24 protein-coding genes and 1 pseudogene are annotated in these 24,192 nt (G+C 59.7%); 13 read left to right on the top strand and 12 right to left on the bottom strand.

Annotation, left to right across the window (positions count from 1 at the left end; all coding sequences use genetic code 11):
* Nucleotides 1-83: 83 nt before the first annotated feature.
* The 4 genes from CKW18_RS06120 to dadA form a co-directional block, all read right to left on the bottom strand.
* Entirely contained in the window at nucleotides 84-632 is a 549-nt protein-coding gene (locus CKW18_RS06120; RefSeq protein ID WP_025112726.1) for a cupin domain-containing protein, read from the bottom strand.
* 88 nt (nucleotides 633-720) lie between these two features.
* Entirely contained in the window at nucleotides 721-1,794 is a 1,074-nt protein-coding gene (gene alr / locus CKW18_RS06115) for an alanine racemase (RefSeq protein ID WP_095187937.1), read from the bottom strand.
* Nucleotides 1,795-1,889: 95 nt separating this feature from the next.
* Nucleotides 1,890-2,243 (bottom strand): RidA family protein, encoded by a 354-nt coding sequence (locus tag CKW18_RS06110; RefSeq protein WP_042561737.1) that lies wholly within the window; start codon nucleotides 2,241-2,243, stop codon nucleotides 1,890-1,892.
* Nucleotides 2,215-3,519: a D-amino acid dehydrogenase gene (gene dadA, locus CKW18_RS06105; RefSeq protein WP_095187936.1), complete on the bottom strand. Its 1,305-nt coding sequence runs from the start codon at nucleotides 3,517-3,519 to the stop codon at nucleotides 2,215-2,217. Before dadA ends, CKW18_RS06110 begins: the two co-directional genes overlap by 29 nt.
* A 155-nt stretch (nucleotides 3,520-3,674) precedes the next feature.
* On the opposite strand from dadA, the gene CKW18_RS06100 reads away from it, so the two are divergent.
* Entirely contained in the window at nucleotides 3,675-4,163 is a 489-nt protein-coding gene (locus tag CKW18_RS06100; RefSeq protein ID WP_010465173.1) for an Lrp/AsnC ligand binding domain-containing protein, read from the top strand.
* Between the two features lie 118 nt (nucleotides 4,164-4,281).
* Here the strand turns inward: CKW18_RS06100 and CKW18_RS06095 are convergent, their stop codons facing one another.
* Entirely contained in the window at nucleotides 4,282-4,635 is a 354-nt protein-coding gene (locus CKW18_RS06095) for a YkgJ family cysteine cluster protein (RefSeq protein ID WP_095187935.1), read from the bottom strand.
* Nucleotides 4,636-4,782: 147 nt separating this feature from the next.
* Between CKW18_RS06095 and CKW18_RS06090 the strand changes: the two genes are divergently transcribed.
* On the top strand, nucleotides 4,783-6,093 hold the full coding sequence (locus CKW18_RS06090; RefSeq protein ID WP_095187934.1) for an FAD-binding oxidoreductase: 1,311 nt from the start codon (nucleotides 4,783-4,785) through the stop codon (nucleotides 6,091-6,093).
* Nucleotides 6,094-6,234: 141 nt separating this feature from the next.
* Here CKW18_RS06090 and CKW18_RS06085 read toward each other — a convergent pair whose 3' ends face one another.
* Nucleotides 6,235-6,480: a DUF1127 domain-containing protein gene (locus CKW18_RS06085; protein WP_095187933.1), complete on the bottom strand. Its 246-nt coding sequence runs from the start codon at nucleotides 6,478-6,480 to the stop codon at nucleotides 6,235-6,237.
* A 179-nt stretch (nucleotides 6,481-6,659) separates the two neighbouring features.
* On the opposite strand from CKW18_RS06085, the gene CKW18_RS06080 reads away from it, so the two are divergent.
* Nucleotides 6,660-8,081 carry a PLP-dependent aminotransferase family protein gene (locus tag CKW18_RS06080; protein ID WP_095187932.1) on the top strand — a complete coding sequence of 474 codons (1,422 nt, stop codon included), beginning with the start codon at nucleotides 6,660-6,662 and terminating at the stop codon, nucleotides 8,079-8,081.
* Nucleotides 8,082-8,141: 60 nt separating this feature from the next.
* Complete coding sequence (locus tag CKW18_RS06075) at nucleotides 8,142-9,710, top strand: phospholipase D family protein (RefSeq protein ID WP_095187931.1); 1,569 nt, start codon at nucleotides 8,142-8,144, stop codon at nucleotides 9,708-9,710.
* Between the two features lie 115 nt (nucleotides 9,711-9,825).
* On the opposite strand, the gene CKW18_RS06070 is transcribed toward CKW18_RS06075, so the two are convergent.
* Entirely contained in the window at nucleotides 9,826-10,971 is a 1,146-nt protein-coding gene (locus CKW18_RS06070; RefSeq protein ID WP_095187930.1) for an MFS transporter, read from the bottom strand.
* Nucleotides 10,972-11,158: 187 nt separating this feature from the next.
* Complete coding sequence (locus CKW18_RS06065) at nucleotides 11,159-12,652, bottom strand: aldehyde dehydrogenase (protein ID WP_095187929.1); 1,494 nt, start codon at nucleotides 12,650-12,652, stop codon at nucleotides 11,159-11,161.
* Nucleotides 12,653-12,889: 237 nt separating this feature from the next.
* On the opposite strand from CKW18_RS06065, the gene CKW18_RS06060 reads away from it, so the two are divergent.
* The gene (locus tag CKW18_RS06060; protein ID WP_095187928.1) at nucleotides 12,890-13,252 is read left to right on the top strand and encodes a cupin domain-containing protein; all 363 of its coding nucleotides are present in this window, start codon (nucleotides 12,890-12,892) and stop codon (nucleotides 13,250-13,252) included.
* Nucleotides 13,253-13,438: 186 nt separating this feature from the next.
* Here CKW18_RS06060 and rpmG read toward each other — a convergent pair whose 3' ends face one another.
* Together rpmG and rpmB are read right to left on the bottom strand one after the other, a co-directional pair.
* Entirely contained in the window at nucleotides 13,439-13,594 is a 156-nt protein-coding gene (gene rpmG, locus CKW18_RS06055; protein WP_003177274.1) for a 50S ribosomal protein L33, read from the bottom strand.
* 11 nt (nucleotides 13,595-13,605) lie between these two features.
* Nucleotides 13,606-13,839, bottom strand: a complete 234-nt coding sequence (gene rpmB / locus CKW18_RS06050; protein WP_007920377.1) for a 50S ribosomal protein L28 — start codon at nucleotides 13,837-13,839, stop codon at nucleotides 13,606-13,608.
* Between the two features lie 448 nt (nucleotides 13,840-14,287).
* Here rpmB and CKW18_RS06045 point away from each other — a divergent pair, with 448 nt between their 5' ends.
* Complete coding sequence (locus CKW18_RS06045) at nucleotides 14,288-15,874, top strand: ABC transporter substrate-binding protein (RefSeq protein WP_095187927.1); 1,587 nt, start codon at nucleotides 14,288-14,290, stop codon at nucleotides 15,872-15,874.
* Between the two features lie 130 nt (nucleotides 15,875-16,004).
* On the opposite strand, the gene radC is transcribed toward CKW18_RS06045, so the two are convergent.
* The gene (gene radC, locus CKW18_RS06040; RefSeq protein ID WP_095187926.1) at nucleotides 16,005-16,679 is read right to left on the bottom strand and encodes a DNA repair protein RadC; all 675 of its coding nucleotides are present in this window, start codon (nucleotides 16,677-16,679) and stop codon (nucleotides 16,005-16,007) included.
* A 134-nt stretch (nucleotides 16,680-16,813) separates the two neighbouring features.
* On the opposite strand from radC, the gene coaBC reads away from it, so the two are divergent.
* The 6 genes and pseudogenes from coaBC to CKW18_RS06005 all read left to right on the top strand — a co-directional run bounded on the left by coaBC (nucleotide 16,814) and on the right by CKW18_RS06005 (nucleotide 22,478).
* Nucleotides 16,814-18,022 carry a bifunctional phosphopantothenoylcysteine decarboxylase/phosphopantothenate--cysteine ligase CoaBC gene (gene coaBC, locus CKW18_RS06035; RefSeq protein WP_095187925.1) on the top strand — a complete coding sequence of 403 codons (1,209 nt, stop codon included), beginning with the start codon at nucleotides 16,814-16,816 and terminating at the stop codon, nucleotides 18,020-18,022.
* Nucleotides 18,023-18,027: 5 nt separating this feature from the next.
* Nucleotides 18,028-18,483, top strand: coding sequence for a dUTP diphosphatase (gene dut / locus CKW18_RS06030; RefSeq protein WP_095187924.1), 456 nt, complete (start codon nucleotides 18,028-18,030; stop codon nucleotides 18,481-18,483).
* 330 nt (nucleotides 18,484-18,813) lie between these two features.
* A pseudogene (locus tag CKW18_RS06025) lies at nucleotides 18,814-20,190 on the top strand (phosphomannomutase/phosphoglucomutase); the annotation flags it as partial.
* 17 nt (nucleotides 20,191-20,207) lie between these two features.
* Complete coding sequence (gene argB / locus CKW18_RS06020; RefSeq protein ID WP_003229488.1) at nucleotides 20,208-21,113, top strand: acetylglutamate kinase; 906 nt, start codon at nucleotides 20,208-20,210, stop codon at nucleotides 21,111-21,113.
* 422 nt (nucleotides 21,114-21,535) lie between these two features.
* Nucleotides 21,536-22,108, top strand: coding sequence for a hypothetical protein (locus tag CKW18_RS06010; protein ID WP_095187921.1), 573 nt, complete (start codon nucleotides 21,536-21,538; stop codon nucleotides 22,106-22,108).
* A complete protein-coding gene (locus CKW18_RS06005) occupies nucleotides 22,095-22,478 on the top strand; it encodes a hypothetical protein (RefSeq protein ID WP_095187920.1) in 384 nt (127 codons plus the stop codon). The genes CKW18_RS06010 and CKW18_RS06005 overlap by 14 nt, the downstream gene beginning before the upstream one ends.
* A 167-nt stretch (nucleotides 22,479-22,645) precedes the next feature.
* Here the strand turns inward: CKW18_RS06005 and pyrE are convergent, their stop codons facing one another.
* A complete protein-coding gene (gene pyrE, locus CKW18_RS06000) occupies nucleotides 22,646-23,290 on the bottom strand; it encodes an orotate phosphoribosyltransferase (protein ID WP_095081295.1) in 645 nt (214 codons plus the stop codon).
* A gap of 82 nt (nucleotides 23,291-23,372) precedes the next feature.
* Here pyrE and CKW18_RS05995 point away from each other — a divergent pair, with 82 nt between their 5' ends.
* Entirely contained in the window at nucleotides 23,373-24,152 is a 780-nt protein-coding gene (locus CKW18_RS05995; protein ID WP_007920349.1) for an exodeoxyribonuclease III, read from the top strand.
* Nucleotides 24,153-24,192: the final 40 nt, after the last annotated feature.

Below are 24,192 nucleotides of genomic sequence, written 5' to 3'. Positions count from 1 at the left end.
CAACCCCATAGTCGAAGGGGTTATACCGCACGGTAGATAAACTGTCCGAACGCCTTCGCCGTCATGGCCTGGCGCCTCTATCTTTAAAAATTCGCTGGTGTTGCTGCGCTGATTAGTCGCGCAGGTAAATCGAACGGATTACGGAAACGATGCGGCTTGGTACTTTCAAAATAGTAGCTATCGCCAGCTTCGAGAATAAAAGTTTCCAGGCCCACCACCAATTCCAGACGACCTTCGACCAGAATCCCGGTTTCCTCGCCCTCGTGGGTGAGCATTTCTTCGCCGGTGTCGGCGCCCGGTGGGTAGATTTCGTTGAGGAAGGCGATAGCGCGGCTGGGGTGCGCGCGCCCGACCAGCTTCATGGTCACGGCGCCGTCGGAAATGTCGATCAGCTCGTTGGCCTTGTAGACAATCTGGGTCGGTATTTCCTGGAGTATTTCTTCGGAAAAGAACTCGACCATGGACATGGGAATGCCGCCAAGCACCTTCCTCAGCGAACTGATCGAAGGGCTGACGCTGTTCTTTTCGATCATCGAAATGGTGCTGTTGGTGACGCCCGCGCGCTTGGCGAGTTCACGCTGGGAAAGCCCTTTGAGCTTGCGGATCGATTGCAGTCGTTCACCGACGTCCAAGGCGGGAGCCTCCTGATGTTGTAAGAATATTGAGCGTTATCATGGCGACAGCGTTCAGTATTTACAACACGTGGGCTCCGCAGCGGCTTCAACCCTCGGAATAGAGCCTTGGCACTCGATGCAGGTTGCAGAAGATCTGGTAGGGAATGGTGTCAGCCCACTTCGCCACTTCGCTGGCGAGGATATTTTTGCCCCACAACTCGACAGTCGAACCCAGGCCCGCTTCAGGCACATCGGTAAGGTCGATACACAGCATGTCCATCGACACGCGGCCGATGATGCGACTGCGTTGGCCGGCCACCAGCACTGGCGTGCCGGTCGGTGCCTGACGCGGATAGCCGTCGGCGTAACCCATGGCAACCACGCCGATGCGCATCGGCTTGTCGGTGATGAATCTGGCGCCGTAACCCACCGGTTCGCCAGCAGGCAACTCACGCACGCAGATCACTTTCGATTCCAGCGTCATCACCGGTCGCAGGCGCTCCGCCACCGCGTTGGATTCTTCGAACGGCGTCGCGCCATAAAGCATGATGCCCGGGCGTACCCAGTCGCTGTGGATCTGCGGCCAACCGAGCACGGCCGGCGAATTGCGCAGGCTGACTTCGGCCGCCAGGCCCTGACGCGCGGTTTCAAATACTGCGACCTGATCGGCGCTGCTCTGTTCGTGCAACTCATCGGCGCGGGCGAAGTGGCTCATCAGCACGATCTTCGCCACTTTGCCGCTGGCCAGCAGCCGTTGATAGGCCGCCTGGTAATCCTTCGGATGCAGACCGACGCGGTGCATGCCGGAGTCGAGCTTCAGCCACACGGTGATCGGTTTGCTCAGCCCTGCCTGCTCGATCGCTTCGAGCTGCCACAGCGAATGCACCACACACCAGAAATCATGCTCGACGATCAGCGCGAGCTCATTGGCCTCGAAAATCCCTTCAAGCAACAACACCGGGGCACGAATGCCGGCGGCGCGCAGCTCCAGCGCCTCTTCGATACAAGCAACCGCAAAGCCGTCGGCCTCAGCTTCCAGTGCCTGGGCGCAGCGCACCGCGCCATGGCCATAGGCATCGGCCTTGATCACCGCAAGCGCCTTGGCGCCGGTGACTTCGCGGGCAATTCGGTAGTTGTGGCGCAGGGCTTCTAGGTCGATCAGGGCACGGGCAGGACGCATGGCAGCAGACTTCTTGGCGGTCATGGGAAGAAAAACCGGCGCTGGCTGACGGCGTGAACCGCCAACAGCACCGGGAGAGGGATCTTTACTACGTGTTACGGCAGCGCAGCGACGATGGAGATCTCGACCAGGATGCTCGGCTTGGCCATCTTCGCTTCGACGGTGGCACGGGCCGGGGCAGCGCCTTTGGGCAGCCATTGGTCCCACACCGAATTCATCCCTGCAAAGTGCGCCTCGATGTCATTCAGGTAGATCGTTGCCGACAGCAGATGCTGTTTGTCGGTCCCGGCCAGATCGAGCAAGCGCTCGATATTGGCGAGTACCTCGCGGGTCTGCTGTTCAATCCCGGCGTCGAAGTCGTCGCCGACCTGCCCGGCCAGATACACGGTGCCGTTGTGGCTGACGATCTGACTCATGCGCTCATTGGTGAGCTGGCGCTGGATTGCCATGTTTTGCGGACTCCTGTGGCTTGTTGCCGTAACGGGAAATATCGAGGCCTTCAGCACTGATCTGCGGCTTTTTCTTCGCCATCAGATCGGCCAGCAAACGACCGGAACCACACGCCATGGTCCAACCGAGCGTGCCGTGACCGGTGTTGAGGAACAGGTTCTTGAACGGCGTGGCGCCAACGATCGGCGTGCCGTCCGGCGTAGTCGGACGCAGGCCGGTCCAGAAGCTTGCCTCGGCCAGATTGCCGCCCTGAGGATAAAGGTCGTTGACGATCATCTCCAGGGTTTCGCGTCGACGCGGGTTCAGCGACAGGTCAAAACCGGCGATCTCGGCCATGCCGCCGACGCGGATGCGGTTGTCGAAACGGGTGATCGCGACCTTGTAGGTCTCGTCGAGAATGGTCGAAGTCGGGGCCATCGCCGGGTTGGTGATCGGCACAGTCAGCGAGTAGCCCTTGAGCGGGTACACCGGGGCCTTGATGCCCAGCGGCTTGAGCAGTTGGGGCGAGTAGCTGCCGAGGGCCAGCACGTAGCGGTCGGCGGTCTCCAGCTTGCCGTCGATCCACACGCCGTTGATGCGATCACCGGCGAAGTCGAGCTTCTGGATGTCCTGGCCGAAACGGAATTCCACGCCCAGTTTCACCGCCATTTCGGCGAGACGGGTGGTGAAGATCTGGCAGTCGCCGGTCTGGTCGTTCGGCAGGCGCAGGGCACCGGCGAGAATGTCGGTCACGCCAGCCAGGGCTGGCTCGACGCGGGCGATGCCGGCGCGGTCGAGGACTTCAAACGGCACGCCGGATTCCTTCAGGACGGCGATGTCCTTGGCGGCGTTATCCAGTTGCGCCTGAGTGCGGAACAACTGAGTGGTACCGAGGCTGCGGCCTTCGTAGGCGATACCGGTTTCGGCGCGCAGTTCGTCGAGGCAGTCGCGGCTGTACTCGGACAGACGCACCATGCGCTCCTTGTTCACCGCATAACGGCTGGCGGTGCAGTTGCGCAGCATCTGCGCCATCCACAGGTACTGGTCGATGTCGGCGGTAGCTTTGATCGCGAGAGGGGCGTGGCGTTGCAGCAGCCACTTGATCGCCTTCAGCGGCACGCCCGGCGCAGCCCACGGCGAGGCATAGCCCGGCGAGACCTGGCCGGCGTTGGCGAAACTGGTCTCCATGGCCGCAGCTGGCTGCCGGTCGACCACCACCACTTCAAACCCGGCACGGGCCAGATAGTAAGCACTGGCGGTACCGATGACGCCGCTACCCAAGACCATTACGCGCATGTTGTATCCCTCATCGCGGCGGTGCCGCGTACGTCTGTTGTTAGAGCAATGATGCGCGCAGTGTAAAAAATAAATGCCAGTGCTTTTCACTATATAAGCGCCTATATTTGGCGACAATTCTCGGCAAAAACCCTTTTCACGGAGGCGCATCCCCTATGCGTACCAACACTCAGACCAAACGTGAGCTGGACAAGATCGACCGCAACATCTTGCGGATCCTGCAGGCGGACGGGCGGATTTCCTTCACCGAACTCGGGGAGAAAGTCGGCCTCTCCACCACGCCGTGTACCGAGCGGGTACGCAGGCTCGAGCGAGAGGGGATCATCATGGGCTACAACGCCCGTCTCAATCCGCAGCACTTGAAGGGTAGTCTCTTGGTATTTGTCGAGATCAGCCTCGACTACAAATCCGGCGACACTTTCGAAGAGTTCCGACGCGCGGTGCTGAAACTGCCGCATGTGCTGGAGTGCCATCTGGTGTCAGGGGATTTCGACTATCTGGTGAAGGCGCGGATTTCCGAGATGGCCTCGTACCGCAAGCTGCTGGGCGACATTCTGTTGAAACTGCCGCATGTGCGTGAGTCGAAGAGTTATATCGTGATGGAAGAGGTAAAAGAGAGCCTCTGCCTGCCGATTCCGGATTGATATTTGTGCTGTCTGAGCGGGCCTCTTCGCGAGCAAGCCCGCTCCCACATTTGGAATGCATTCACCTGTGGGAGCGGGCTTGCTCGCGAAGGCGTCGACTCGATTCCGGGTGAAGCCGTTAAACCAACACCTGCCGATTTGCCGCCATGTACTCGAAAATCTGCTTCTCCACCTTCGGATGAATCAGCTCCACCGGCCCCCGCCCATTCGGGCAAGGCAAGGTCTTCGTCGTCCCGAACAGCCGGCAGATCAGCGGCCGCTCGCCATACACCGTGCAGCCATTGGGCCCCAGGTGCACACAGTTCAGCTCTTCCATCGCCGCGTCCTGCTCGGCGCGGGTCTTGCGCGGCAGGCGCGCCATCTCTTCGGGCGAGGTGGTCACCGGCCCGCAGCAGTCGTGACAGCCCGGCACACAGTCGAACGTGGGGATCTGCTGGCGCAGGGTGCGGATTTTCTCGCTGTTGCAGCTCATCGAAGCGGTGACCAAGGTGAAATAGGCCGCAATTGTGCCGCAAAAGCCAAGATCCAGACACCGCAGACCGACCAGTGTTGCCCGAGTTCGCGCGTGCGGCTTATCCTCCGTCAAATTTTCTCGACACTTAGCCGTTGGATGACGCCCATGACTGCCCGCGCCCAAACCACCGCGAGCCAACCTCACGTTGCCTCTTACTACGCCGCCAGCAGCTTGCCGCAGCCCGACCACCCGGCACTGCAAGGTGAAGTGATTGCCGACGTGTGCGTGGTTGGCGGCGGGTTCTCGGGGCTGAACACTGCGCTGGAACTGGCCGAGCGCGGTCTCAGCGTGGTGTTGCTGGAAGCGCACAAGATCGGTTGGGGCGCCAGCGGGCGTAATGGTGGGCAGTTGATTCGTGGGGTCGGTCATGGCCTCGATCAATTCACCCATGTAATCGGCGCCGACGGCGTGCGGCAGATGAAACTCATGGGCCTGGAGGCCGTGGAAATCGTTCGCCAACGCATCGAGCGATTCCAGATTGCCTGCGATCTGACCTGGGGCTATTGCGACCTCGCCAACAAACCTACGGACCTTGAAGGGTTTGCCGAAGATGCCGAAGAACTGCGCGGCCTCGGTTACCGCTACGAAACCCGCTTGCTGCAAGCCAATGAAATGCACACCGTGGTCGGCTCCAAACGCTACGTCGGCGGGCTGATCGACATGGGCTCCGGGCATCTGCATCCGTTGAATCTCGCCTTGGGTGAAGCGGCGGCTGCGCAGCAATTGGGGGTGAAACTGTTCGAGCATTCGGCAGTGACGCGTATCGATTACGGCCCCGAGGTGAAGATTCATACCGCGCAAGGCTCAGTGCGCGCCAAGACCCTGGTGCTGGGCTGCAACGCCTACCTCAATGACCTCAACCCGCAACTCAGCGGCAAGGTGCTGCCGGCGGGTAGCTACATAATTGCTACCGAGCCTTTGAGCGAAGAACAGGCGCACAACCTGTTGCCGCAGAACATGGCGGTCTGCGACCAACGGGTGGCGCTGGATTACTACCGGCTCTCGGCGGATCGACGTTTGCTGTTCGGTGGCGCCTGCCATTATTCGGGGCGCGATCCAAAGGACATCGCGGCGTACATGCAGCCGAAGATGCTTGAAGTCTTTCCGCAACTGGCTGGGGTGAACATCGATTATCAGTGGGGCGGGATGATCGGCATCGGCGCCAACCGTCTGCCACAGATTGGCCGGCTCGATGATCAGCCGAATGTGTATTACGCCCAGGCGTATTCCGGCCACGGAGTAAATGCCACGCACCTGGCGGGCCAGTTGCTCGCAGAAGCGATCAGCGGCCAGCACAGGGGCGGGTTTGATCTGTTTGCCAAAGTGCCACACATCACCTTCCCGGGCGGCAAGCATTTGCGCTCGCCATTGTTGGCGTTGGGGATGTTGTGGCATCGACTTAAAGAGTTGGTCTGATCGATTTACAGTGCCCTTGAGGCCGCCATCGCTGGCAAGCCAGCTCCCACAGTGTTTGGGTGAACACCGATATTGTGAACATCCACGATAGCTGTGGGAGCTGGCTTGCCAGCAATGAGGCCCGAAAGAACACTACAGATCTCAGATCCGCCAGAACGGCTTCAACCCCTCCTCCTGTGCCTGCTCGCGGGTCAGCCCGACATCCTTGAGTTGCTCCGGCGTGAGGCTCAGCAATGCCTTGCGCGTGTGCAGACGATGCCAGAACAGGCCCCAGCGACTGAGGTCGGACGGCGCGTTGCGCATGGCCGCATTCCACGCACTGTCCTCCTGTCCCGCCGCCAGTTCCTGACTGTGTAACGTCAGCCGCACATCGCTCAAGCCGTTCATTTTTATCGCTCCTGTTTACTTGGGTAGCCAGAGATTCCATGATGCGCGGGTCGGCAAAAGCATTACAGATTCAACCAACCTGTATTAACTCCATACAGATTTGCTGTTAATGCCACTGAATTGTCGATTTACCCCGCATCTGTACTGGTTTTTCGAATCATCAGCATCGAGGCAGTGCCATGACGCTTTATGTGAACCTCGCCGAACTGCTCGGCACGCGCATCGAACAAGGCTTCTATCGTCCAGGTGACAGACTGCCGTCGGTGCGTGCCTTGAGCGTAGAACATGGTGTCAGTCTCAGCACGGTGCAGCAGGCCTATCGCATGCTGGAAGACAGCGGGCTGGCCACGCCGAAGCCCAAGTCCGGCTACTTTGTGCCGGTTGGGCGCGAGCTGCCGGAGCTGCCTGCAGTCGGGCGCCCGGCGCAGCGACCGGTGGAGATTTCGCAGTGGGATCAGGTGCTGGAGCTGATTCGCGCGGTGCCGCGCAAGGATGTGGTGCAACTCGGTCGCGGCATGCCCGACGTCACCTCGCCAACCATGAAACCGCTGCTGCGCGGGCTCGCGCGGATTAGCCGCCGCCAGGACATGCCCGGCCTGTATTACGACAACATCCATGGCACCCTCGAACTGCGCGAACAGATCGCCCGGCTGATGCTCGACTCCGGATGCCAGTTGAGCGCCAGCGACCTCGTCGTCACCACCGGTTGCCACGAAGCACTGTCCACCAGCATCCACGCCATCTGTGAGCCCGGCGACATCGTCGCGGTGGATTCACCGAGCTTTCACGGCGCCATGCAGACCCTCAAGGGGCTGGGTATGAAAGCCCTGGAAATCCCCACCGATCCGCTCACCGGCATCAGCCTCGAAGCCCTGGAACTGGCGCTGGAACAGTGGCCGATCAAGGTCATCCAGCTCACGCCCAACTGCAACAATCCGCTGGGCTACATCATGCCGGAGTCGCGCAAACGCGCCCTGCTCAACCTGGCTCAGCGCTTCGACGTGGCGATCATCGAAGACGATGTGTATGGCGAACTGGCTTACACCTATCCGCGTCCGCGCACGATCAAATCCTTCGACGAAGATGGCCGCGTGTTGTTGTGCAGTTCGTTTTCCAAGACTTTGGCCCCAGGCCTGCGCATCGGTTGGGTCGCACCGGGGCGGTATCTGGAACGGGTGCTGCACATGAAATACATCAGCACTGGCTCCACCGCGCCGCAACCGCAAATCGCCATCGCCGAATTTATCAAGTCCGGCCACTTCGAACCCCATTTACGGCGGATGCGCACGCAATACCAGCGCAATCGCGACATGATGATCGACTGGGTCACGCGCTACTTCCCCGCCGGCACCCGCGCCAGCCGCCCACAAGGCAGCTTCATGCTGTGGGTCGAACTGCCGGAAGGGTTCGACACCCTGAAACTGAACCGTGCGCTGCACGACCAAGGCGTCCAGATTGCCGTTGGCAGCATCTTTTCCGCCTCGGGCAAGTACCGCAATTGCCTGCGGATGAACTACGCTGCCAAACCGACACCGCAGATCGAAGAGGCGGTACGCAAGGTCGGCGCGGCAGCAATCAAACTGCTGGCCGAAGCCGACTGACCTTTTTCGATTGACCAGCGTCCATATACCGACTTTTGCCGCCGACCGGAACGATCCCACGTGAGCTTCAGACAGCCCCTACTCGCTTTGCTGATGCTCGCTTCGCTCCTGAGCGGTTGCGCCAGCCTTGATGTGCCGCGCGAACCGAGTCAGGCGCTGCCGGCGTCCGGCTCCAGCTTCGGGCGTTCGATCCAGGCTCAAGCGGCGCCGTATCAGGGCCGCTCCGGTTTCCGCCTGTTGTCCAACAGCACCGAGGCGTTCACCGCCCGCGCCGAGCTGATCCGCAATGCGCAGAGCAGCCTCGATTTGCAGTACTACATCGTCCACGACGGCGTCAGCACGCGGATGCTGGTCGAGGAGTTGCTCAAGGCTGCCGACCGTGGCGTGCGCGTGCGAATCCTGCTCGACGACACCACCAGCGATGGCCTCGATCAAATCATCGCCACGCTGGCGGCGCATCCGCAGATCCAGATCCGCCTGTTCAACCCGCTGCATCTTGGCCGCAGCACGGGCGTGACCCGGGCTGCCGGACGCCTGCTCAATCTGTCGCTGCAACATCGGCGCATGCACAACAAGCTGTGGCTGGCGGACAACAGCGTGGCCATCGTTGGTGGGCGCAATCTGGGCGACGTGTATTTCGATGCCGAGCCGAACCTGAATTTCACCGACATCGACATGCTCAGCGTGGGACCTGTGGCCGAGCAGCTCGGGCATAGCTTCGACCAGTACTGGAACAGCGCCCTGAGCAAACCCATCGAAGAATTTCTCTCCAGCGAACCCTCGGCCAAGGACTTGCAGAACACCCGCACGCGCCTGGAAGAATCGCTGGAAGAAACCCGCAAGCAGAATCACGTGCTGTATCAGCAGTTGATGACCTTCAAAACCGAACCGCGGATGGACATCTGGCGCAAAGAGCTGATCTGGGCCTGGAGTCAGGCGCTGTGGGACGCGCCGAGCAAGGTGCTGGCCAAGGGTGAGCCGGACCCGCAATTGCTGCTGACCACGCAACTGGCGCCGGAACTCACGGGTGTCAGCAAAGAGCTGATCATGATTTCGGCCTACTTCGTGCCGGGCCAGCCGGGGCTGGTGTACCTGACCGGGCGCGCTGACGCCGGCGTATCGGTGAACCTGCTGACCAACTCGCTGGAAGCCACCGATGTGCCGGCAGTGCACGGCGGTTATGCGCCGTATCGCAAGGCGTTGCTGGAGCACGGGGTCAAACTGTTCGAACTGCGCCGCCAGCCCGGTGACGGTGGTGGGAGCGGCCCGCATATTTTTTACAGCAAGTCGTTTCGCGGCTCGGATTCCAGCCTGCACAGCAAAGCGATGATCTTCGACCGGCAGAAATCGTTTATCGGCTCATTCAATTTCGACCCGCGCTCGGTGCTCTGGAACACCGAAGTCGGGGTATTGGTGGACAGCCCGGAGCTGGCCGAGCATGTGCGCGAACTGGCCCTGCAAGGCATGGCGCCGGCGCTTAGCTATGAGGCGAAGCTTGAGAACGGGCAGATCGTCTGGAAAACCGAGGACAATGGCGAGATGCATACGCTGACCAAGGAGCCGGGGAGCTGGTGGCGCCGCTTCAATGCCTGGTTCAGCACCACTGTCGGGCTTGAGCGAATGTTGTAATCAGACACAGATCCATTGTGGGAGTGGGCTTGCTCACGAAAGCGGAGTATCAGTCGGCAAATTTGCTGGATGTGAAACCGTATTCGCGAGCAAGCCCGCTCCCACAAAAACATTCTCAGGCAGGCTCGGTCACCGGGCCAAACGCACCCTGGCGCAAAAGCAGCAGCACTAACCCAAACGCTCCAATCGCCATCAACAGCGGCAACGCATGCCCGCTGATCCACTGACTGCCCGCCCCCGCTGCCAACGGCCCGACCAGACAGCCCACACCCCACAACTGCGCAATATGCGCATTGGCCCGCACCAGCGCATCGTCGCGATAACGCTCGCCAATCAGGATCAGCGACAAGGTGAACAAGCCACCGGCACTGGCGCCAAACAACACCCACAACGGCCAGATCAGCAAGGTATCGATCAGCATGGGAATCGCCAGGCTCGACAGCATCAACACCACCGCGCAACCGGTGAACAACGTGCGTCGTGACAGATAGTCGGCCAATGCACCAATTGGCAGTTGCAGCAACGCATCCCCGACCACCACGGTGCTGACCATCGCCAAGGCGATCTCCGCCGTAAAACCCTGTTGCAGGCAGTACACCGGGAGCAGCGTGAGGATCATCGCCTCAAATGCGGCAAACAATGACACCGCCCAGGCAATCGCCGGCAGCGCGCAAGCGAAGGCCCAAAGGTCGCGGAAGGTCACGCTGCTCGCTTCACTGCTCGGCGCACCGCTGCGGCCCACAAGGAGCAAGGGCGAAATGGTCAGCAGCACCACGCCAACCCAGAAGCCGTAATCATGCTCGGTACCCAGCGCGCCCAACAGCAACGGACCAGACAGTTGGCTCAACGCGTAACTGCTGCCATACAGCGCCACCAGCCGGCCGCGCCACTGCTCGACCACCAGTTGATTGATCCAGCTCTCGCCGAGGATGAAGACGATGGTCAGGATCACCCCGATCATCAGGCGCAGCAGCAACCAGATCGGATAGCTCGGTAACAGCGCCAGCAAGCCGATCGATAGTGCTCCGGCCCATAGACACAGACGCATCAGATTCGCCGTGCCGAAATACGCCGCCAGATGGCTGGCAATCTTCGCACCCAACAGCACGCCAATCGCCGGCATCGCCGCCATCACGCCGATGGCGAAGGAGCCATAACCCCAACCCTCCAGACGCAACGACACCAGCGGCATGCTGACCCCCAGGGCCAGGCCGACACTCAAGACAGACGACAACACGGCGAAATAAGTCGCCCAACGCATGTTCCACGCTCCTGTGGATATTTTTATGTGCACCACAAAACCATTGTGGGAGCGGGCTTGCTCGCGAATCCGGCTTCACATTCAGCAAATGTGCTGACTGATACACCGCTTTCGCGAGCAAGCCCGCTCCCACAGGGGGATCACTGTTTCGTCAGGAAGCCCGGAGTGAGCGGGCTCCCTTAACGACTTATAGCTTGATCCACGTCGCCTTCAACTCGGTGTACTTGTCGAACGCGTGCAGCGACTTGTCGCGGCCGTTGCCCGACTGCTTGAAACCACCGAACGGCGCGGTCATGTCGCCGCCGTCGTACTGGTTGACCCACACGCTGCCGGCACGCAACGCCTTGGCGGTCAGGTGCGCCTTGGAGATGTCCTGAGTCCACACTGCAGCGGCCAGGCCGTAAGGTGTGTCGTTGGCGATCTGGATCGCTTCTTCAGCGGTATCAAAGGAGATGACCGACAGCACCGGGCCGAAGATCTCTTCCTGAGCGATCTTCATCGCGTTGCTCACGCCGTCGAAAATAGTCGGCTCGACGTAGGTACCACCCGTTTCCTGCAAAATGCGCTTGCCGCCGGCAACCAGTTTGGCGCCATCGGTATGCCCGGATTCGATGTACGACAGTACGGTGTTCATCTGCTGGGTATCCACCAGCGCACCGACGTTGGTGGCCGGGTCCAGCGGATTGCCGGGCTTCCAGGCTTTCAGCGCTTCGATCACCATCGGCAGGAATTTGTCTTTGATCGAACGTTCGACCAGCAGACGCGAACCGGCGGTGCAGACTTCGCCCTGGTTGAAGGCGATGGCGCTGGCGGCGGACTCCGCTGCGGCTTGCAGATCCGGCGCATCGGCAAAGACGATGTTCGGGCTTTTGCCACCGGCCTCCAGCCACACGCGCTTCATGTTCGATTCGCCGGAGTAGATCATCAGTTGCTTGGCGATCTTGGTCGAACCGGTGAACACCAGCGTGTCGACATCGTTGTGCAGTGCCAACGCCTTGCCGACGGTATGGCCGTAACCCGGCAGCACGTTGAGCACGCCTTTTGGAATACCGGCTTCAACGGCCAGCGCGGCAATTCGGATGGCAGTCAGCGGGGATTTTTCCGATGGCTTGAGGATTACCGAGTTACCGGTCGACAGGGCCGGGCCGAGTTTCCAGCAGGCCATCATCAGCGGGAAGTTCCATGGCACGATGGCGCCGACAACGCCCACTGGCTCACGGGTCACCAGACCCAGTTGATCGTGTGGAGTGGCCGCGACTTCGTCATAGATCTTGTCGATCGCCTCACCGCTCCAGCTCAGCGCTTGCGCCGCGCCCGGAACGTCGATGTACAGCGAATCGCTGATCGGCTTGCCCATGTCGAGGGTTTCGAGCAGGGCCAGTTCTTCGGCGTGCTGCTTGAGCAGACCGGCGAAACGGATCATGGTGGCTTTGCGTTTGGTCGGCGCCAGGCGCGACCAGACGCCGGAATTGAAGGTGGCGCGGGCGTTTTCCACGGCGCGCTGGGCGTCGGCGGCGTCACAGCTGGCAATCTTGCCCAGCAGACGGCCATCGACCGGGCTGATGCACTCGAAGGTCTCACCGGAGACGGCGTCGGTGTATTCGCCATTGAGGTAAGCGCGGCCTTCGATCTTCAAATCGCGGGCGCGTTGTTCCCAGTCGGCACGAGTCAGGGTGGTCATTTGAGTGTCCTCCTCTTGTTGAATACGAGCGCCGCGCGATATTCGCCAGCGTCCTCAGGAATTCTGCCCGGCCAGCCTGCTTTTCGACCCAAGGCACCCGCCACCCTAAACCAGCGGCCGGGGTTGTTTCAATATATTTGACATAAGCGCGCCATACGGCCTTGCGGTGTTCAATTTAATAAACATAGACTTTGGCCCTTTCCAGCCACAGCGCCGCCATCACCGGAGAAAACAACAATGAACATCCAGAACGTCGTCGACATCAGCCTGACCACGAGTGAAGCCGAACGCTACCGCCCGGACCCGGCCAAAGTGCTCAAGGGCGATCCCGAGCAAGCGGTGTTCAATCAATACGACAGTCCTTGTGGGCAGATGAACGTTGGCGTGTGGGAAGGTGCGGTGGGCCAATGGACGGTGAACCACACCGAGCATGAATATTGCGAGATTCTGCAGGGCGTTTCGGTACTGCGCGACAGCGATGGCAATGCCAAGACGTTGCGTGTCGGGGATCGGTTTGTGATTCCGGCGGGCTTCCGTGGTACCTGGGAAGTGCTTGAAGCTTGCCGCAAGATCTATGTGATTTTCGAACAGAAGGTCTGAGTTTTTCGCTGCTTTTACCGGCCACCGGCCTCTTCGCGAGCAGGCTCGCTCCCACAATGAAATGCGGCCAAATGTGGGAGCGAACCTGCTCGCAAAAGCGTCGCAATAGTCAGCACAAAATCCGAGGCAACAAAAAAGGCCCGTATCGTGAGATACGGGCCTTTTCTGTAAGTCGGGAAAAATCAATTACTTGATTTTGCCTTCCTTGTAGATCACGTGCTTGCGAACAACCGGATCATATTTCTTGATCTCGATTTTGTCCGGGGTAGTACGCTTGTTCTTGTCGGTAGTGTAGAAGTGACCAGTACCGGCGCTCGAGATCAAACGAATCAATTCACGCATGATTAGCTCCCTTAAATCTTGCCATCGCGGCGAAGTTCGGCGAGCACGACAGTGATGCCGCGCTTGTCGATGATACGCATGCCTTTGGCAGATACGCGCAGACGCACGAAACGTTTCTCTTCTTCAACCCAGAAGCGGTGATGCTGCAGGTTCGGCAGGAAACGACGACGGGTTTTGTTGTTTGCGTGGGAAATGTTATTCCCAGTCACCGGACCCTTACCGGTAACTTGACATACTCTCGACATGCCTCAGCCCTCTAAAACCACATGCCCAACCCGGCATGGGTTGGCCGCTTAATCTCTCAGTCATTTGGCGCCAGGCGCCGCGTTTCTTTAGAGGTCTTACCGGCTACACCTACAGTGAAGGAACCGGGCCCCTAGAAAAGAGCGCTGCTTTATACCAGAAAGACCGGGGTGCAACAACAATCGGTGTGCAATCAATCGATAAAAACACACAAATTCTGTCTGCAAGGGCTTTGGATAAAGGCCGGCACCGGCTTTTACCACTCGTCGCAGAAAACCGCTGATACACGCGATTCGGCCTCGTCGCGTCACCTTCAGCCACACCTGACTGCCTGTGGCCGCCCCCCAAAATGCAAAAAGGGGATAGTCATTTGCAATCGCGCCCTCTAGGGTAGGACTTTTCCAGACTGCGCTTGCAGATGGGCCTTCGATCTGTAAAAGGAAACCGACCATGCGCCTCGCAGCCCTATCCCTGTTGCTCGCCCCGCTCCTGCTGAGCCCCCTGGCCCAGGCCGCCGCGCTGAGCGTCTGCACCGAGGCCAGCCCGGAAGGGTTCGACGTGGTGCAATACAACTCGCTGACCACCACCAACGCCTCGGCCGATGTGCTGATGAATCGTCTGGTGGATTTCGACACCGCCAGCGGCAAGGTAGTCCCGAGCCTGGCCGACAGTTGGGAAGTCAGCACTGACGGCCTGACTTATATCTTCAAACTGCACCCGCAGGTGAAGTTTCACACCACCGATTACTTCAAGCCAAGCCGCGAGCTGACCGCCGAAGACGTCAAATTCAGCTTCGACCGCATGCTCGACCCAGCCAATCCATGGCACAAAGTCGCCCAGAGCGGTTTCCCTCACGCGCAGTCAATGCAGCTACCGGCGTTGATCAAGAAAATCGACGCGCTGGATCCGTTGACCGTGCGCTTCACCCTCGATCACCCCGACTCCACCTTCCTGGCGACCCTGAGCATGGGTTTCGCCTCGGTCTATTCCGCCGAGTACGCCGACAAGCTGCTCAAGGCCAACGCGACCGACAAGCTCAACAGTCAGCCGATCGGCACCGGCCCGTTCGTGTTCACGCGTTTCCAAAAAGACGCCGCAATCCGTTACAAGGCCAACCCGGATTACTTCGCAGGCAAGCCTGCGGTGGATCCACTGATCTTCGCCATCACCCCGGATGCCAACGTACGCCTGCAAAAACTGCGGCGTAACGAGTGCCAGATCGCCCTGTCGCCAAAACCACTGGACGTGCAGGCCGCGTTGAAAGAGCCGACACTGAAAGTTGAAAAGACCGACGCCTTCATGACCGCTTTCGTCGGCATCAACAGCCAGCATCCGCCACTGGACAAGCCGGAAGTGCGTCAGGCCATCAACCTGGCTTTCGACAAGGCCAACTACATCAAAGCCGTGTTCGAAGACACCGCCGAAGCCGCCAACGGCCCTTACCCGCCGAACACCTGGAGCTATGCGAAAAACCTGTCGGGCTACCCGCACGACTTGGCGAAAGCCAAGGCACTGCTGGCCAAGGCCGGTTTGAAGGACGGCTTCCAGACCACCATCTGGACGCGTCCGTCCGGCAGCCTGCTCAACCCGAATCCGAGCCTCGGCGCGCAGATGCTGCAGTCGGATCTGGCGGAAATCGGCATTCAGGCGGAGATCCGCGTGATCGAGTGGGGCGAGCTGATCCGCCGCGCCAAGGCGGGCGAGCATGACCTGCTGTTCATGGGCTGGGCCGGTGACAACGGTGACCCGGATAACTTCCTGACGCCGCAGTTTTCCTGCGCAGCGGTCAAGTCCGGCACCAACTTCGCCCGTTACTGCAATGCCGATCTGGACAAGCTGATCAGTGCCGGCAAAACCACCAGCGAGCAAGGGGTGCGTACCAAGCTGTACGAACAGGCCCAGGCGCAGATTCAGCAGCAGGCGCTGTGGCTGCCGCTGGCGCATCCAACCGCGTACGCACTGACCCGCAAGGATGTGCAGGGTTATTCGGTCAGCCCGTTCGGCCGGCAGGACTACTCCAGGGTCTCGCTGAAATAACGGGTACAACCCCGAACCTGTGGGAGCTGGCTTGCCAGCGATGACGGCGGCACACTCAACACAAATGTTGACGATGAGTCCGCTATCGCTGGCAAGCCAGCTCCCACAGGGATTAGCGTTTTCCTGAGATTTACATCCAGCCACACTCCGCCATCGACAACGGCTCACCATCGCCAATGATGAAGTGATCCAGCACCCGCACATCAATCAGATCCAAAGCCTTCTGCAACCGCTTGGTGAGCAATCGATCCGCCTGGCTCGGATCGGTATTGCCCGACGGATGGTTATGACAGAGGATCACGGCTGCCGCGTTGTTGGCCAAGGCCCGCTTCACCACTTCCCGGGGATGCACACTGGTGTTATCAATCGAACCGCGAAACAGCGCCTCGAACATTAGAACCTGATGCTTGGAGTCGAGAAACAGGCAACCGAACACCTCGTGCGGCTCATGACGCAGCATGGATTTCAGATAATCCCGAACCGCTTGCGGGTTCTCCAGCGCCGGTTTTTTACGCATGCGCTCAGCCAGATGCCGACGGCTCATCTCCAGCACCGCCTGCAACTGGGCAAACTTTGCCGGCCCCAATCCCAATTGCTTGCTGAACGCCACCAGATCGGCCTCCAGCAGCGCGCGCAGGCTGCCGAACTGATTCAACAGGTGTCGCGCCAGATCCACCGCGCTTTTCCCAGTGACCCCGGTTCGAAGAAAGATCGCCAGCAATTCAGCATCGGACAGACTGCCCGAGCCGTGTTCAAGTAGCTTCTCCCGCGGCCGTTCCGCCGCGGGCCAATCGCGAATACTCATACACATTCCTTGTCTGTGGGCGCCGCTGTTCCGTAGAGGTCGCTGTGATATCGTAGCCCATCTTTTTGGCGGTCGATTTATCCCTGGGGAGGGGGCGTCGCACTGCAGTCATCAACGAAATGAAAGGCAGACCTATGCAGCGGCTGTATCGGAAACGCATCGTTCTGGGCGTCGGCGGCGGCATTGCGGCCTACAAGAGCGCTGATCTGGTTCGTCGCCTGATCGACCAGGGTGCCGAAGTGCGCGTGGTCATGACCCACGGCGGCGCCGAGTTCATCACCCCGCTGACCATGCAGGCCCTGTCCGGCCACCCGGTTCACCTGGATTTGCTCGACCCGGCCGCCGAAGCGGCGATGGGCCACATCGAGCTGGCGAAATGGGCCGATCTGGTGTTGATCGCTCCGGCCACCGCCGACCTGCTCGCCCGTCTGGCCCAAGGCATCGCCAACGATTTGCTGACCACTCTGGTGCTGGCCACCGACGCCGTGGTGGCAGTCGCTCCAGCCATGAACCAGGCAATGTGGCGTGACCCGGCGACCCAGGCCAACCTGCAACTCCTCGAAAGCCGTGGTCTGAAAACTTTCGGCCCGGCCTCGGGTAGCCAGGCCTGCGGCGACGTCGGCATGGGCCGCATGATGGAAGCCACCGATCTGGCGCAATGCGCGGCGGAGTGCTTCCAGCGTCAGGCGCTGACCGGCAAACACGTGGTCATCACCGCCGGCCCGACCCAGGAAAACATCGACCCGGTGCGCTACATCACTAACCACAGTTCCGGAAAAATGGGCTTTGCCCTGGCCGAAGCCGCGGTAGAAGCAGGCGCCCGCGTCACCCTGATCAGCGGCCCGGTGCACCTGCCGACTCCGGATCGCGTCACGCGCATCGACGTGGTCAGCGCCCGCGACATGCTCGCCGCGTGCGAAGCCGCGATCCCTTGCGACGTGTTCATTGCCTCGGCAGCGGTTGCGGACTACCGCCCAGAAGTCGTTGCCCCGCAAAAACTCAAGAAAGATCCTACGAGCGGTGACGGCTTCGTCCTGCAAATGGTGCGTAACCCGGACATCCTGGCCACCATCGCAAGCCGTCCCGACCGTCCGTTCAGTGTCGGCTTCGCCGCTGAGACCGAACACCTGCTCGACTACGCTGCACGCAAGCTGAAGGACAAGAATCTCGATTTGATCGTCGCCAACGACGTCGCCAACCCGAGCATCGGTTTCAACAGCGAAGAAAACGCCTGCAGCGTGATTGACCGTAAGCTGCACGCCACGGTTTTCGCCCAGACCAGCAAGAGCAAGATCGCTCGCCAACTGGTCACTTTTATCGCCGAACGTCTGAACCAGGTTTAATTTACATGCACGCTTTGCAAGCCAAAATCCTCGACCCACGCATCGGTACCGAATTCCCGCTGCCGCAATACGCCACCCCAGGCTCCGCCGGCCTCGACCTGCGCGCCATGCTGGATCAGGACATCGTGATCGAACCGGGTGAAACCGTGCTGATCCCTACCGGTCTGTCGGTTTACATCGGCGACCCGAACCTTGCCGCGCTGATCCTGCCGCGCTCGGGCATGGGCCACAAACACGGTATCGTGCTGGGTAACCTCGTCGGTTTGATCGACTCCGATTACCAGGGCCCTCTGATGGTGTCTTGCTGGAACCGTGGCCAGACCGATTTCACCATGACCGTTGGTGAGCGCTTGGCACAACTGGTGCTGGTGCCGGTGGTACAGGCGCATTTCGAAATGGTTGAAGAGTTCGTTGAGACCGAGCGCGGCACAGGCGGTTTCGGCCATACCGGCACCAAATAATCGGCACTGAAACATCCCTGCAGGAGCTGCCGAAGGCTGCGATCTTTTGATCTTGACTCTTCAAAAACAAAATCAAAAGATCGCAGCCTGCGGCAGCTCCTACAGGGGAAAATTTCAGGCAGATCAGCTGAAAGGTTTAACACCGTAAATCAAGGTTTTGGCGTACGAAAGCCACGCCAGCCGAGGCATCATGGCCCTTTCATACCACGAACTCTCTGTGGAAAACGCCGTCATACCCTTCAGTTTGAGCCTGCCGTCGAACGATTCGTCGGTCTGTCCCGCCCCTTTCGAGATGGAGCATTTGTGCAGATGAGCACCCCAGCCAAGATCGCCCCGAAGCTGCCCGACAGCATCTTCCGCGCCTACGACATTCGCGGCACCGTGCCGGAATTCCTCAATGCCGAAACCGCTTACTGGATTGGCCGCGCCATCGGCTCGCAGAGCCTGGCCCAGGGCGAACCGAATGTTTCTGTCGGTCGCGACGGCCGCCTGTCCGGCCCGGAACTGGTTGCAGAACTGATTCGTGGCATCGCCGAGAGCGGCTGCCACGTCAGCGATGTCGGTCTGGTGCCAACGCCTGCGTTGTATTACGCCGCCAACGTTTTGGCCGGCAAGTCCGGGGTAATGCTCACCGGCAGCCACAACCCGTCGAACTACAACGGCTTCAAGATCGTGATCGCCGGCGACACCCTCGCCAACGAACAGATTCAGGCCCTGCACGAACGCCTCAAGACCAACAATCTGAGCAGCGGCACGGGCAGCGTTACCGAGGTCGAGATCCTCGATCGCTATAACACTGAAATCGTCCAGGACATCAAACTGGCCAGTCGCCTGAAAGTCGTGGTCGACTGCGGCAACGGCGCGGCCGGCGTGATCGCCCCGCAACTGATCGAAGCGCTGAACTGCGAAGTCATTCCGTTGTTCTGCGAAGTCGACGGCAACTTCCCCAATCACCACCCGGATCCGGGCAAACCGGAAAACCTCGTCGACCTCATCGCCAAGGTCAAGGAAACCAACGCCGACATCGGCCTGGCCTTCGACGGCGACGGTGACCGCGTCGGCGTAGTGACCAATACCGGCAGCATCGTCTATCCGGATCGCCTGCTGATGTTGTTCGCCCGTGACGTGGTGGCGCGTAATCCAGACGCGGAAATCATCTTCGACGTCAAATGCACCCGTCGCCTGATACCGCTGATCAAGGAATACGGTGGCAGGCCGCTAATGTGGAAGACGGGTCATTCGTTGATCAAAAAGAAAATGAAACAGTCCGGCGCGCTGTTGGCCGGTGAAATGAGCGGGCACATCTTCTTCAAGGAGCGCTGGTTCGGTTTCGACGATGGCATCTACAGCGCCGCCCGGCTGCTGGAGATTCTCAGTAAGGAAAAATCCACGGCAGAAGAGCTGTTTGCGACCTTCCCGAACGATATTTCTACGCCGGAAATCAATATCCATGTGACCGAAGAGAGCAAATTCAGCATCATTGATGCTCTGCACGACGCACAGTGGGGCGCAGGCGCTGACCTGACCACCATCGACGGCGTGCGTGTCGATTACGCCAAAGGCTGGGGCCTGGTGCGCGCGTCCAACACCACACCGGTGCTGGTGCTGCGTTTCGAGGCCGATGACGAGGCTGAACTGCAACGCATCAAGGATGTATTCCACGCCCAACTGAAACGCGTTGCACCTGATCTCCAACTACCGTTCTGATCCACCCGGAGCCCTGAATGACCCTCGAACGCGAAGCCGCCGCCCACACCGCCCAGGTCCTGTCCGAAGCGTTGCCTTACATCCGACGTTATGTCGGCAAGACCCTGGTGATCAAATACGGCGGCAACGCGATGGAAAGCGAGGAGCTGAAAACCGGCTTCGCCCGCGACATCGTCTTGATGAAAGCCGTGGGCATCAACCCGGTCGTGGTTCACGGTGGCGGCCCGCAGATCGGTGATCTGCTCAAGCGTCTGTCGATCGAAAGCCACTTCGTCGATGGCATGCGCGTCACCGACGCCGCGACCATGGACGTGGTGGAAATGGTCCTGGGCGGTCAGGTCAACAAAAGCATCGTCAACCTGATCAACCGTCACGGCGGCAGCGCCATCGGCCTGACCGGTAAAGACGCCGGGCTGATTCGTGCGAAGAAGCTCACCGTTACCCGCCAGACCCCGGAGATGACCCAGCCGGAAATCATCGACATCGGTCAGGTCGGCGAAGTGGTCGGGATCAACACCGAGCTGCTGAACCTGCTGGTCAAGGGCAACTTTATTCCGGTGATCGCGCCGATCGGCGTGGGTGAAAACGGCGAGTCGTACAACATCAACGCGGATCTGGTGGCCGGCAAGGTTGCCGAAGCGCTGAAGGCCGAGAAGCTGATGCTGCTGACCAACATCGCCGGCCTGATGGACAAGTCCGGCACGGTGTTGACTGGTCTGAGCACACAGCAGGTCGACGACCTGATCGCCGACGGCACGATCTACGGCGGCATGTTGCCGAAGATTCGTTGTGCACTGGAAGCAGTTCAGGGCGGTGTCGGCAGCTCGTTGATCATCGACGGCCGCGTGCCTAACGCAATCCTGTTGGAAATCTTCACGGATACCGGTGTGGGTACGCTGATCAGCAATCGCAAACGCCCCTGATCGCTGAAACACAAGAGATCGCAGTCTGCGTCAGCTCCTGCAACACAGTACGAAAGTGCTGTAGGAACTGACGAAGTCTGCGATCTTTTTTATCCGCGCAGGAAGCGTCTGACTTCACTCAGCGAAACGTCCGACAGCCCATCAGAACAAATCTCCCTAGGATCTTCCCTTCACCCACCGGAGATTTACTCATGCAAAAAGACCACGTTCCATACGGCAGTGACATTTCAGCAGGTACCTACGCTTGCGTGGACTGCGGCCGAGAGTATTCAGGCCCGTCGCAATCATCGATGCCGCCCTGCCCCGACTTCACAGAAGCCTCGCACCCGTTCAAAGGCTGGAAAGTGCTCCGCGGCCAAGGTGATGCACCCCAGGATCCGTACCCGGACAGCAACGAAAAATAACCCCGGAGCGCCTGAGCCATGCAGATATCGTTCACGATCGACGCCGACGCTTTCGAGCAGGAACAAAAGGAACCGGTCAAGAAGACCTTGCGTATTGGCGACGCCGAAATCGCCCACGCCCTGCAGCGTATCGCCAAGGCCAGCCTGACGGAATACCTGAAAATGCTGGTCGAGGGCGGCATGCCCAGTCGGGCCGATGAGGCCAAGCAGGATCGCCTGCTTTACCTGATTCAAAGCTACTTCGGGCAGACTTTACCGACTGAATCGCAGATATCGACGATCTTCCAACTGACCCAAAGCCAAAGCAAAACCTTGCTGAAGAACACCGTGTCGCGCTTCCGCAATCAGCTCGACGACATCCTGCAGCACAGCATGCGCGGGGTCGTCGAGTCTGCGGAACATGCGAAGGATGTCTATCTGGTGGTCATCAGTTCAGACGTGATCCGCGATGAGTTGAACATGCTCATCACGCAAAACGAGCCGACCTTCAAACCCATCATCAAACGCAAGGGCAGCGCCGGGCAGTTTGAAATCAGCGAGGACTCCCACGATTTGTTGTGCGCAACGTTGGGACTCAATGCCGTTCAGTGACATCGTCGCGGTCAGTGGCTTGCTGCTGACCTTGACCACCTTCCTGTTCAATCTGGCTTGGCCGACGCTCAATGAGGCGTTGGCGCTGGATGAACATCAACAAGGCCTTCAGGCAAGAAAGCGCAGCAGGGAAAAGGTCTTTGGGGTGCTCTTGAAGTGTGCGCTGCCACTGACCGGCGCCTTTGCAGCGCTGTTTTACGTCAACCTGCCAGCCGCCGTGGGCATTATCGGCAGCAGCACACTGGATCTATGGGATTTTGAGGTTGATCGCACGCTATACGTGATGGTGGTTGTGGCGTTGCTGGCATTCGCGCTGATCAACGCGGGATTGACTCTGAAACTGCTGAAGAAATGGCGAAACTTACATTAACCGCAAACAAGAAGACCCCGTTCATCCTGAATGAACGGGGTCTTCTTATCACCGAACATCCCCTGTGGGAGCGGGCTTGCTCGCGAATGCGTCGTATCAGTCGACATCAATGCTGAATGAACAACTGCATTCGCGAGCAAGCCCGCTCCCACAAAAGCTGACCGCAGTCAGACGCCGAACTGGGCCCGGTACGCTTCCACGGCTGGCAGGTGCTGCTTGAGCTGCGGATCGTCAGCGAGGAATTCCAGCACCTGGTTCAGCGAAACAATGCTGATCACCGGAATGCCGAAATCGCGCTCCACTTCCTGGATGGCCGACAACTCACCGTTGCCGCGCTCCTGACGGTTCAGGGCGATCAGCACGCCGGCGGCCTTAGCACCGTCCTGGGAAGCAATTATTTGCATCACTTCGCGGATTGCGGTGCCGGCGGTGATTACATCGTCGATGATCAGCACGTCACCGGTCAGCGGTGCGCCGACCAGGCTGCCGCCTTCGCCGTGAGCCTTGGCTTCCTTGCGGTTGAAGCACCATGGCAGGTCACGGTCGTGGTGCTCGGCCAGCGCCACAGCGGTGGTCGCCGCCAGCGGGATGCCTTTGTAGGCCGGGCCAAACAGAACGTCGAAGGCAATCCCGCTTTCAGCAATGGCCGCCGCATAGAAGCGACCGAGCTGCGCCAGGGCCGAACCCGAGTTGAACAGCCCGGCATTGAAGAAGTAGGGACTGGTGCGCCCGGACTTGAGGGTGAACTCACCGAAGCGCAAAACGCCGCGATCGATGGCAAAACGAATGAAATCGCGCTGATACGCTTGCATGAAAAAAACCCCAAATACCACGGATTTAGCTAATTAGCTTGACGCCGTGTATCATACACGCACGCGATTTTTGGGGCCATTTATGCGGATCATCAGTGTGAACGTCAATGGTATTCAGGCTGCAGTCGAGCGTGGTTTGCTCAGTTGGCTGCAAGCACAGAATGCCGACGTCATCTGCCTGCAGGACACCCGTGCCTCCGCCTTTGAACTGGATGACCCAGCCTTCCAACTGGATGGCTACTTCCTTTATGCCTGCGATGCTGAAGTCCCTGCCCAAGGTGGCGTGGCTTTGTATTCGCGGTTGCAACCGAAGGCTGTCATCAGCGGTCTCGGTTTCGAGACGGCCGACCGCTACGGGCGCTACCTGCAAGCAGATTTCGACAAAGTCAGTATTGCCACCTTGCTGCTCCCTTCGGGGATGAACGGCGATGAGGACTTGAACCAGAAGTTCAAGCTCATGGACGACTTCGGCAAGTATCTGGACAAACAGCGACGCAAACGTCGCGAGTACATTTATTGTGGCTCGCTGTACGTGGCGCAGCAGAAGCTCGACATCAAGAACTGGCGCGACAGCCAGCAATCCCCGGGATTCCTGGCGCCAGAACGCGCCTGGATGGACGAGATTGTCGGCAACATGGGCTATGTCGATGCCCTGCGTGAAGTCAGCCGTGAAGGCGACCAGTACAGCTGGTGGCCGGACAACGAACAGGCCGAGATGCTCAATCTGGGCTGGCGGTTTGACTACCAGATCCTGACCCCGGGCCTGCGGCGCTTCGTGCGCAGCGCACGCCTGCCGCGTCAGCCACGGTTCTCGCAGCATGCACCGCTGATCGTCGACTACGACTGGACGCTGACCATCTAAGCGTCGCTTCGCCGACATAAAAATGCCCGTATCGAAAGAT

Origin of the sequence: Pseudomonas sp. Irchel 3E19 (assembly GCF_900187585.1) — a bacterium.
GTDB lineage: Bacteria > Pseudomonadota > Gammaproteobacteria > Pseudomonadales > Pseudomonadaceae > Aquipseudomonas > Aquipseudomonas baetica.
Note: the sequence above shows the minus strand (reverse complement) of the source record. Positions and strands in the feature narration are given on the sequence as shown.

Excerpts from the sequence above, each read along its gene's own strand:
- alr (WP_095187937.1), bottom strand. The coding sequence starts at position 1,794 with ATGCGTCCTGCCCGTGCCCTGATCGACCTAGAAGCCCTGCGCCACAAC.
- CKW18_RS06110 (WP_042561737.1), bottom strand. The coding sequence starts at position 2,243 with ATGGCAATCCAGCGCCAGCTCACCAATGAGCGCATGAGTCAGATCGTC.
- dadA (WP_095187936.1), bottom strand. The coding sequence starts at position 3,519 with ATGCGCGTAATGGTCTTGGGTAGCGGCGTCATCGGTACCGCCAGTGCT.
- CKW18_RS06100 (WP_010465173.1), top strand. The coding sequence starts at position 3,675 with ATGCGTACCAACACTCAGACCAAACGTGAGCTGGACAAGATCGACCGC.
- CKW18_RS06095 (WP_095187935.1), bottom strand. The coding sequence starts at position 4,635 with ATGAGCTGCAACAGCGAGAAAATCCGCACCCTGCGCCAGCAGATCCCC.
- CKW18_RS06090 (WP_095187934.1), top strand. The coding sequence starts at position 4,783 with ATGACTGCCCGCGCCCAAACCACCGCGAGCCAACCTCACGTTGCCTCT.
- CKW18_RS06085 (WP_095187933.1), bottom strand. The coding sequence starts at position 6,480 with ATGAACGGCTTGAGCGATGTGCGGCTGACGTTACACAGTCAGGAACTG.
- CKW18_RS06080 (WP_095187932.1), top strand. The coding sequence starts at position 6,660 with ATGACGCTTTATGTGAACCTCGCCGAACTGCTCGGCACGCGCATCGAA.
- CKW18_RS06070 (WP_095187930.1), bottom strand. The coding sequence starts at position 10,971 with ATGCGTTGGGCGACTTATTTCGCCGTGTTGTCGTCTGTCTTGAGTGTC.
- CKW18_RS06065 (WP_095187929.1), bottom strand. The coding sequence starts at position 12,652 with ATGACCACCCTGACTCGTGCCGACTGGGAACAACGCGCCCGCGATTTG.
- CKW18_RS06060 (WP_095187928.1), top strand. The coding sequence starts at position 12,890 with ATGAACATCCAGAACGTCGTCGACATCAGCCTGACCACGAGTGAAGCC.
- rpmG (WP_003177274.1), bottom strand. The coding sequence starts at position 13,594 with ATGCGTGAATTGATTCGTTTGATCTCGAGCGCCGGTACTGGTCACTTC.
- rpmB (WP_007920377.1), bottom strand. The coding sequence starts at position 13,839 with ATGTCGAGAGTATGTCAAGTTACCGGTAAGGGTCCGGTGACTGGGAAT.
- CKW18_RS06045 (WP_095187927.1), top strand. The coding sequence starts at position 14,288 with ATGCGCCTCGCAGCCCTATCCCTGTTGCTCGCCCCGCTCCTGCTGAGC.
- radC (WP_095187926.1), bottom strand. The coding sequence starts at position 16,679 with ATGAGTATTCGCGATTGGCCCGCGGCGGAACGGCCGCGGGAGAAGCTA.
- coaBC (WP_095187925.1), top strand. The coding sequence starts at position 16,814 with ATGCAGCGGCTGTATCGGAAACGCATCGTTCTGGGCGTCGGCGGCGGC.
- dut (WP_095187924.1), top strand. The coding sequence starts at position 18,028 with ATGCACGCTTTGCAAGCCAAAATCCTCGACCCACGCATCGGTACCGAA.
- argB (WP_003229488.1), top strand. The coding sequence starts at position 20,208 with ATGACCCTCGAACGCGAAGCCGCCGCCCACACCGCCCAGGTCCTGTCC.
- CKW18_RS06010 (WP_095187921.1), top strand. The coding sequence starts at position 21,536 with ATGCAGATATCGTTCACGATCGACGCCGACGCTTTCGAGCAGGAACAA.
- CKW18_RS06005 (WP_095187920.1), top strand. The coding sequence starts at position 22,095 with ATGCCGTTCAGTGACATCGTCGCGGTCAGTGGCTTGCTGCTGACCTTG.
- pyrE (WP_095081295.1), bottom strand. The coding sequence starts at position 23,290 with ATGCAAGCGTATCAGCGCGATTTCATTCGTTTTGCCATCGATCGCGGC.
- CKW18_RS05995 (WP_007920349.1), top strand. The coding sequence starts at position 23,373 with ATGCGGATCATCAGTGTGAACGTCAATGGTATTCAGGCTGCAGTCGAG.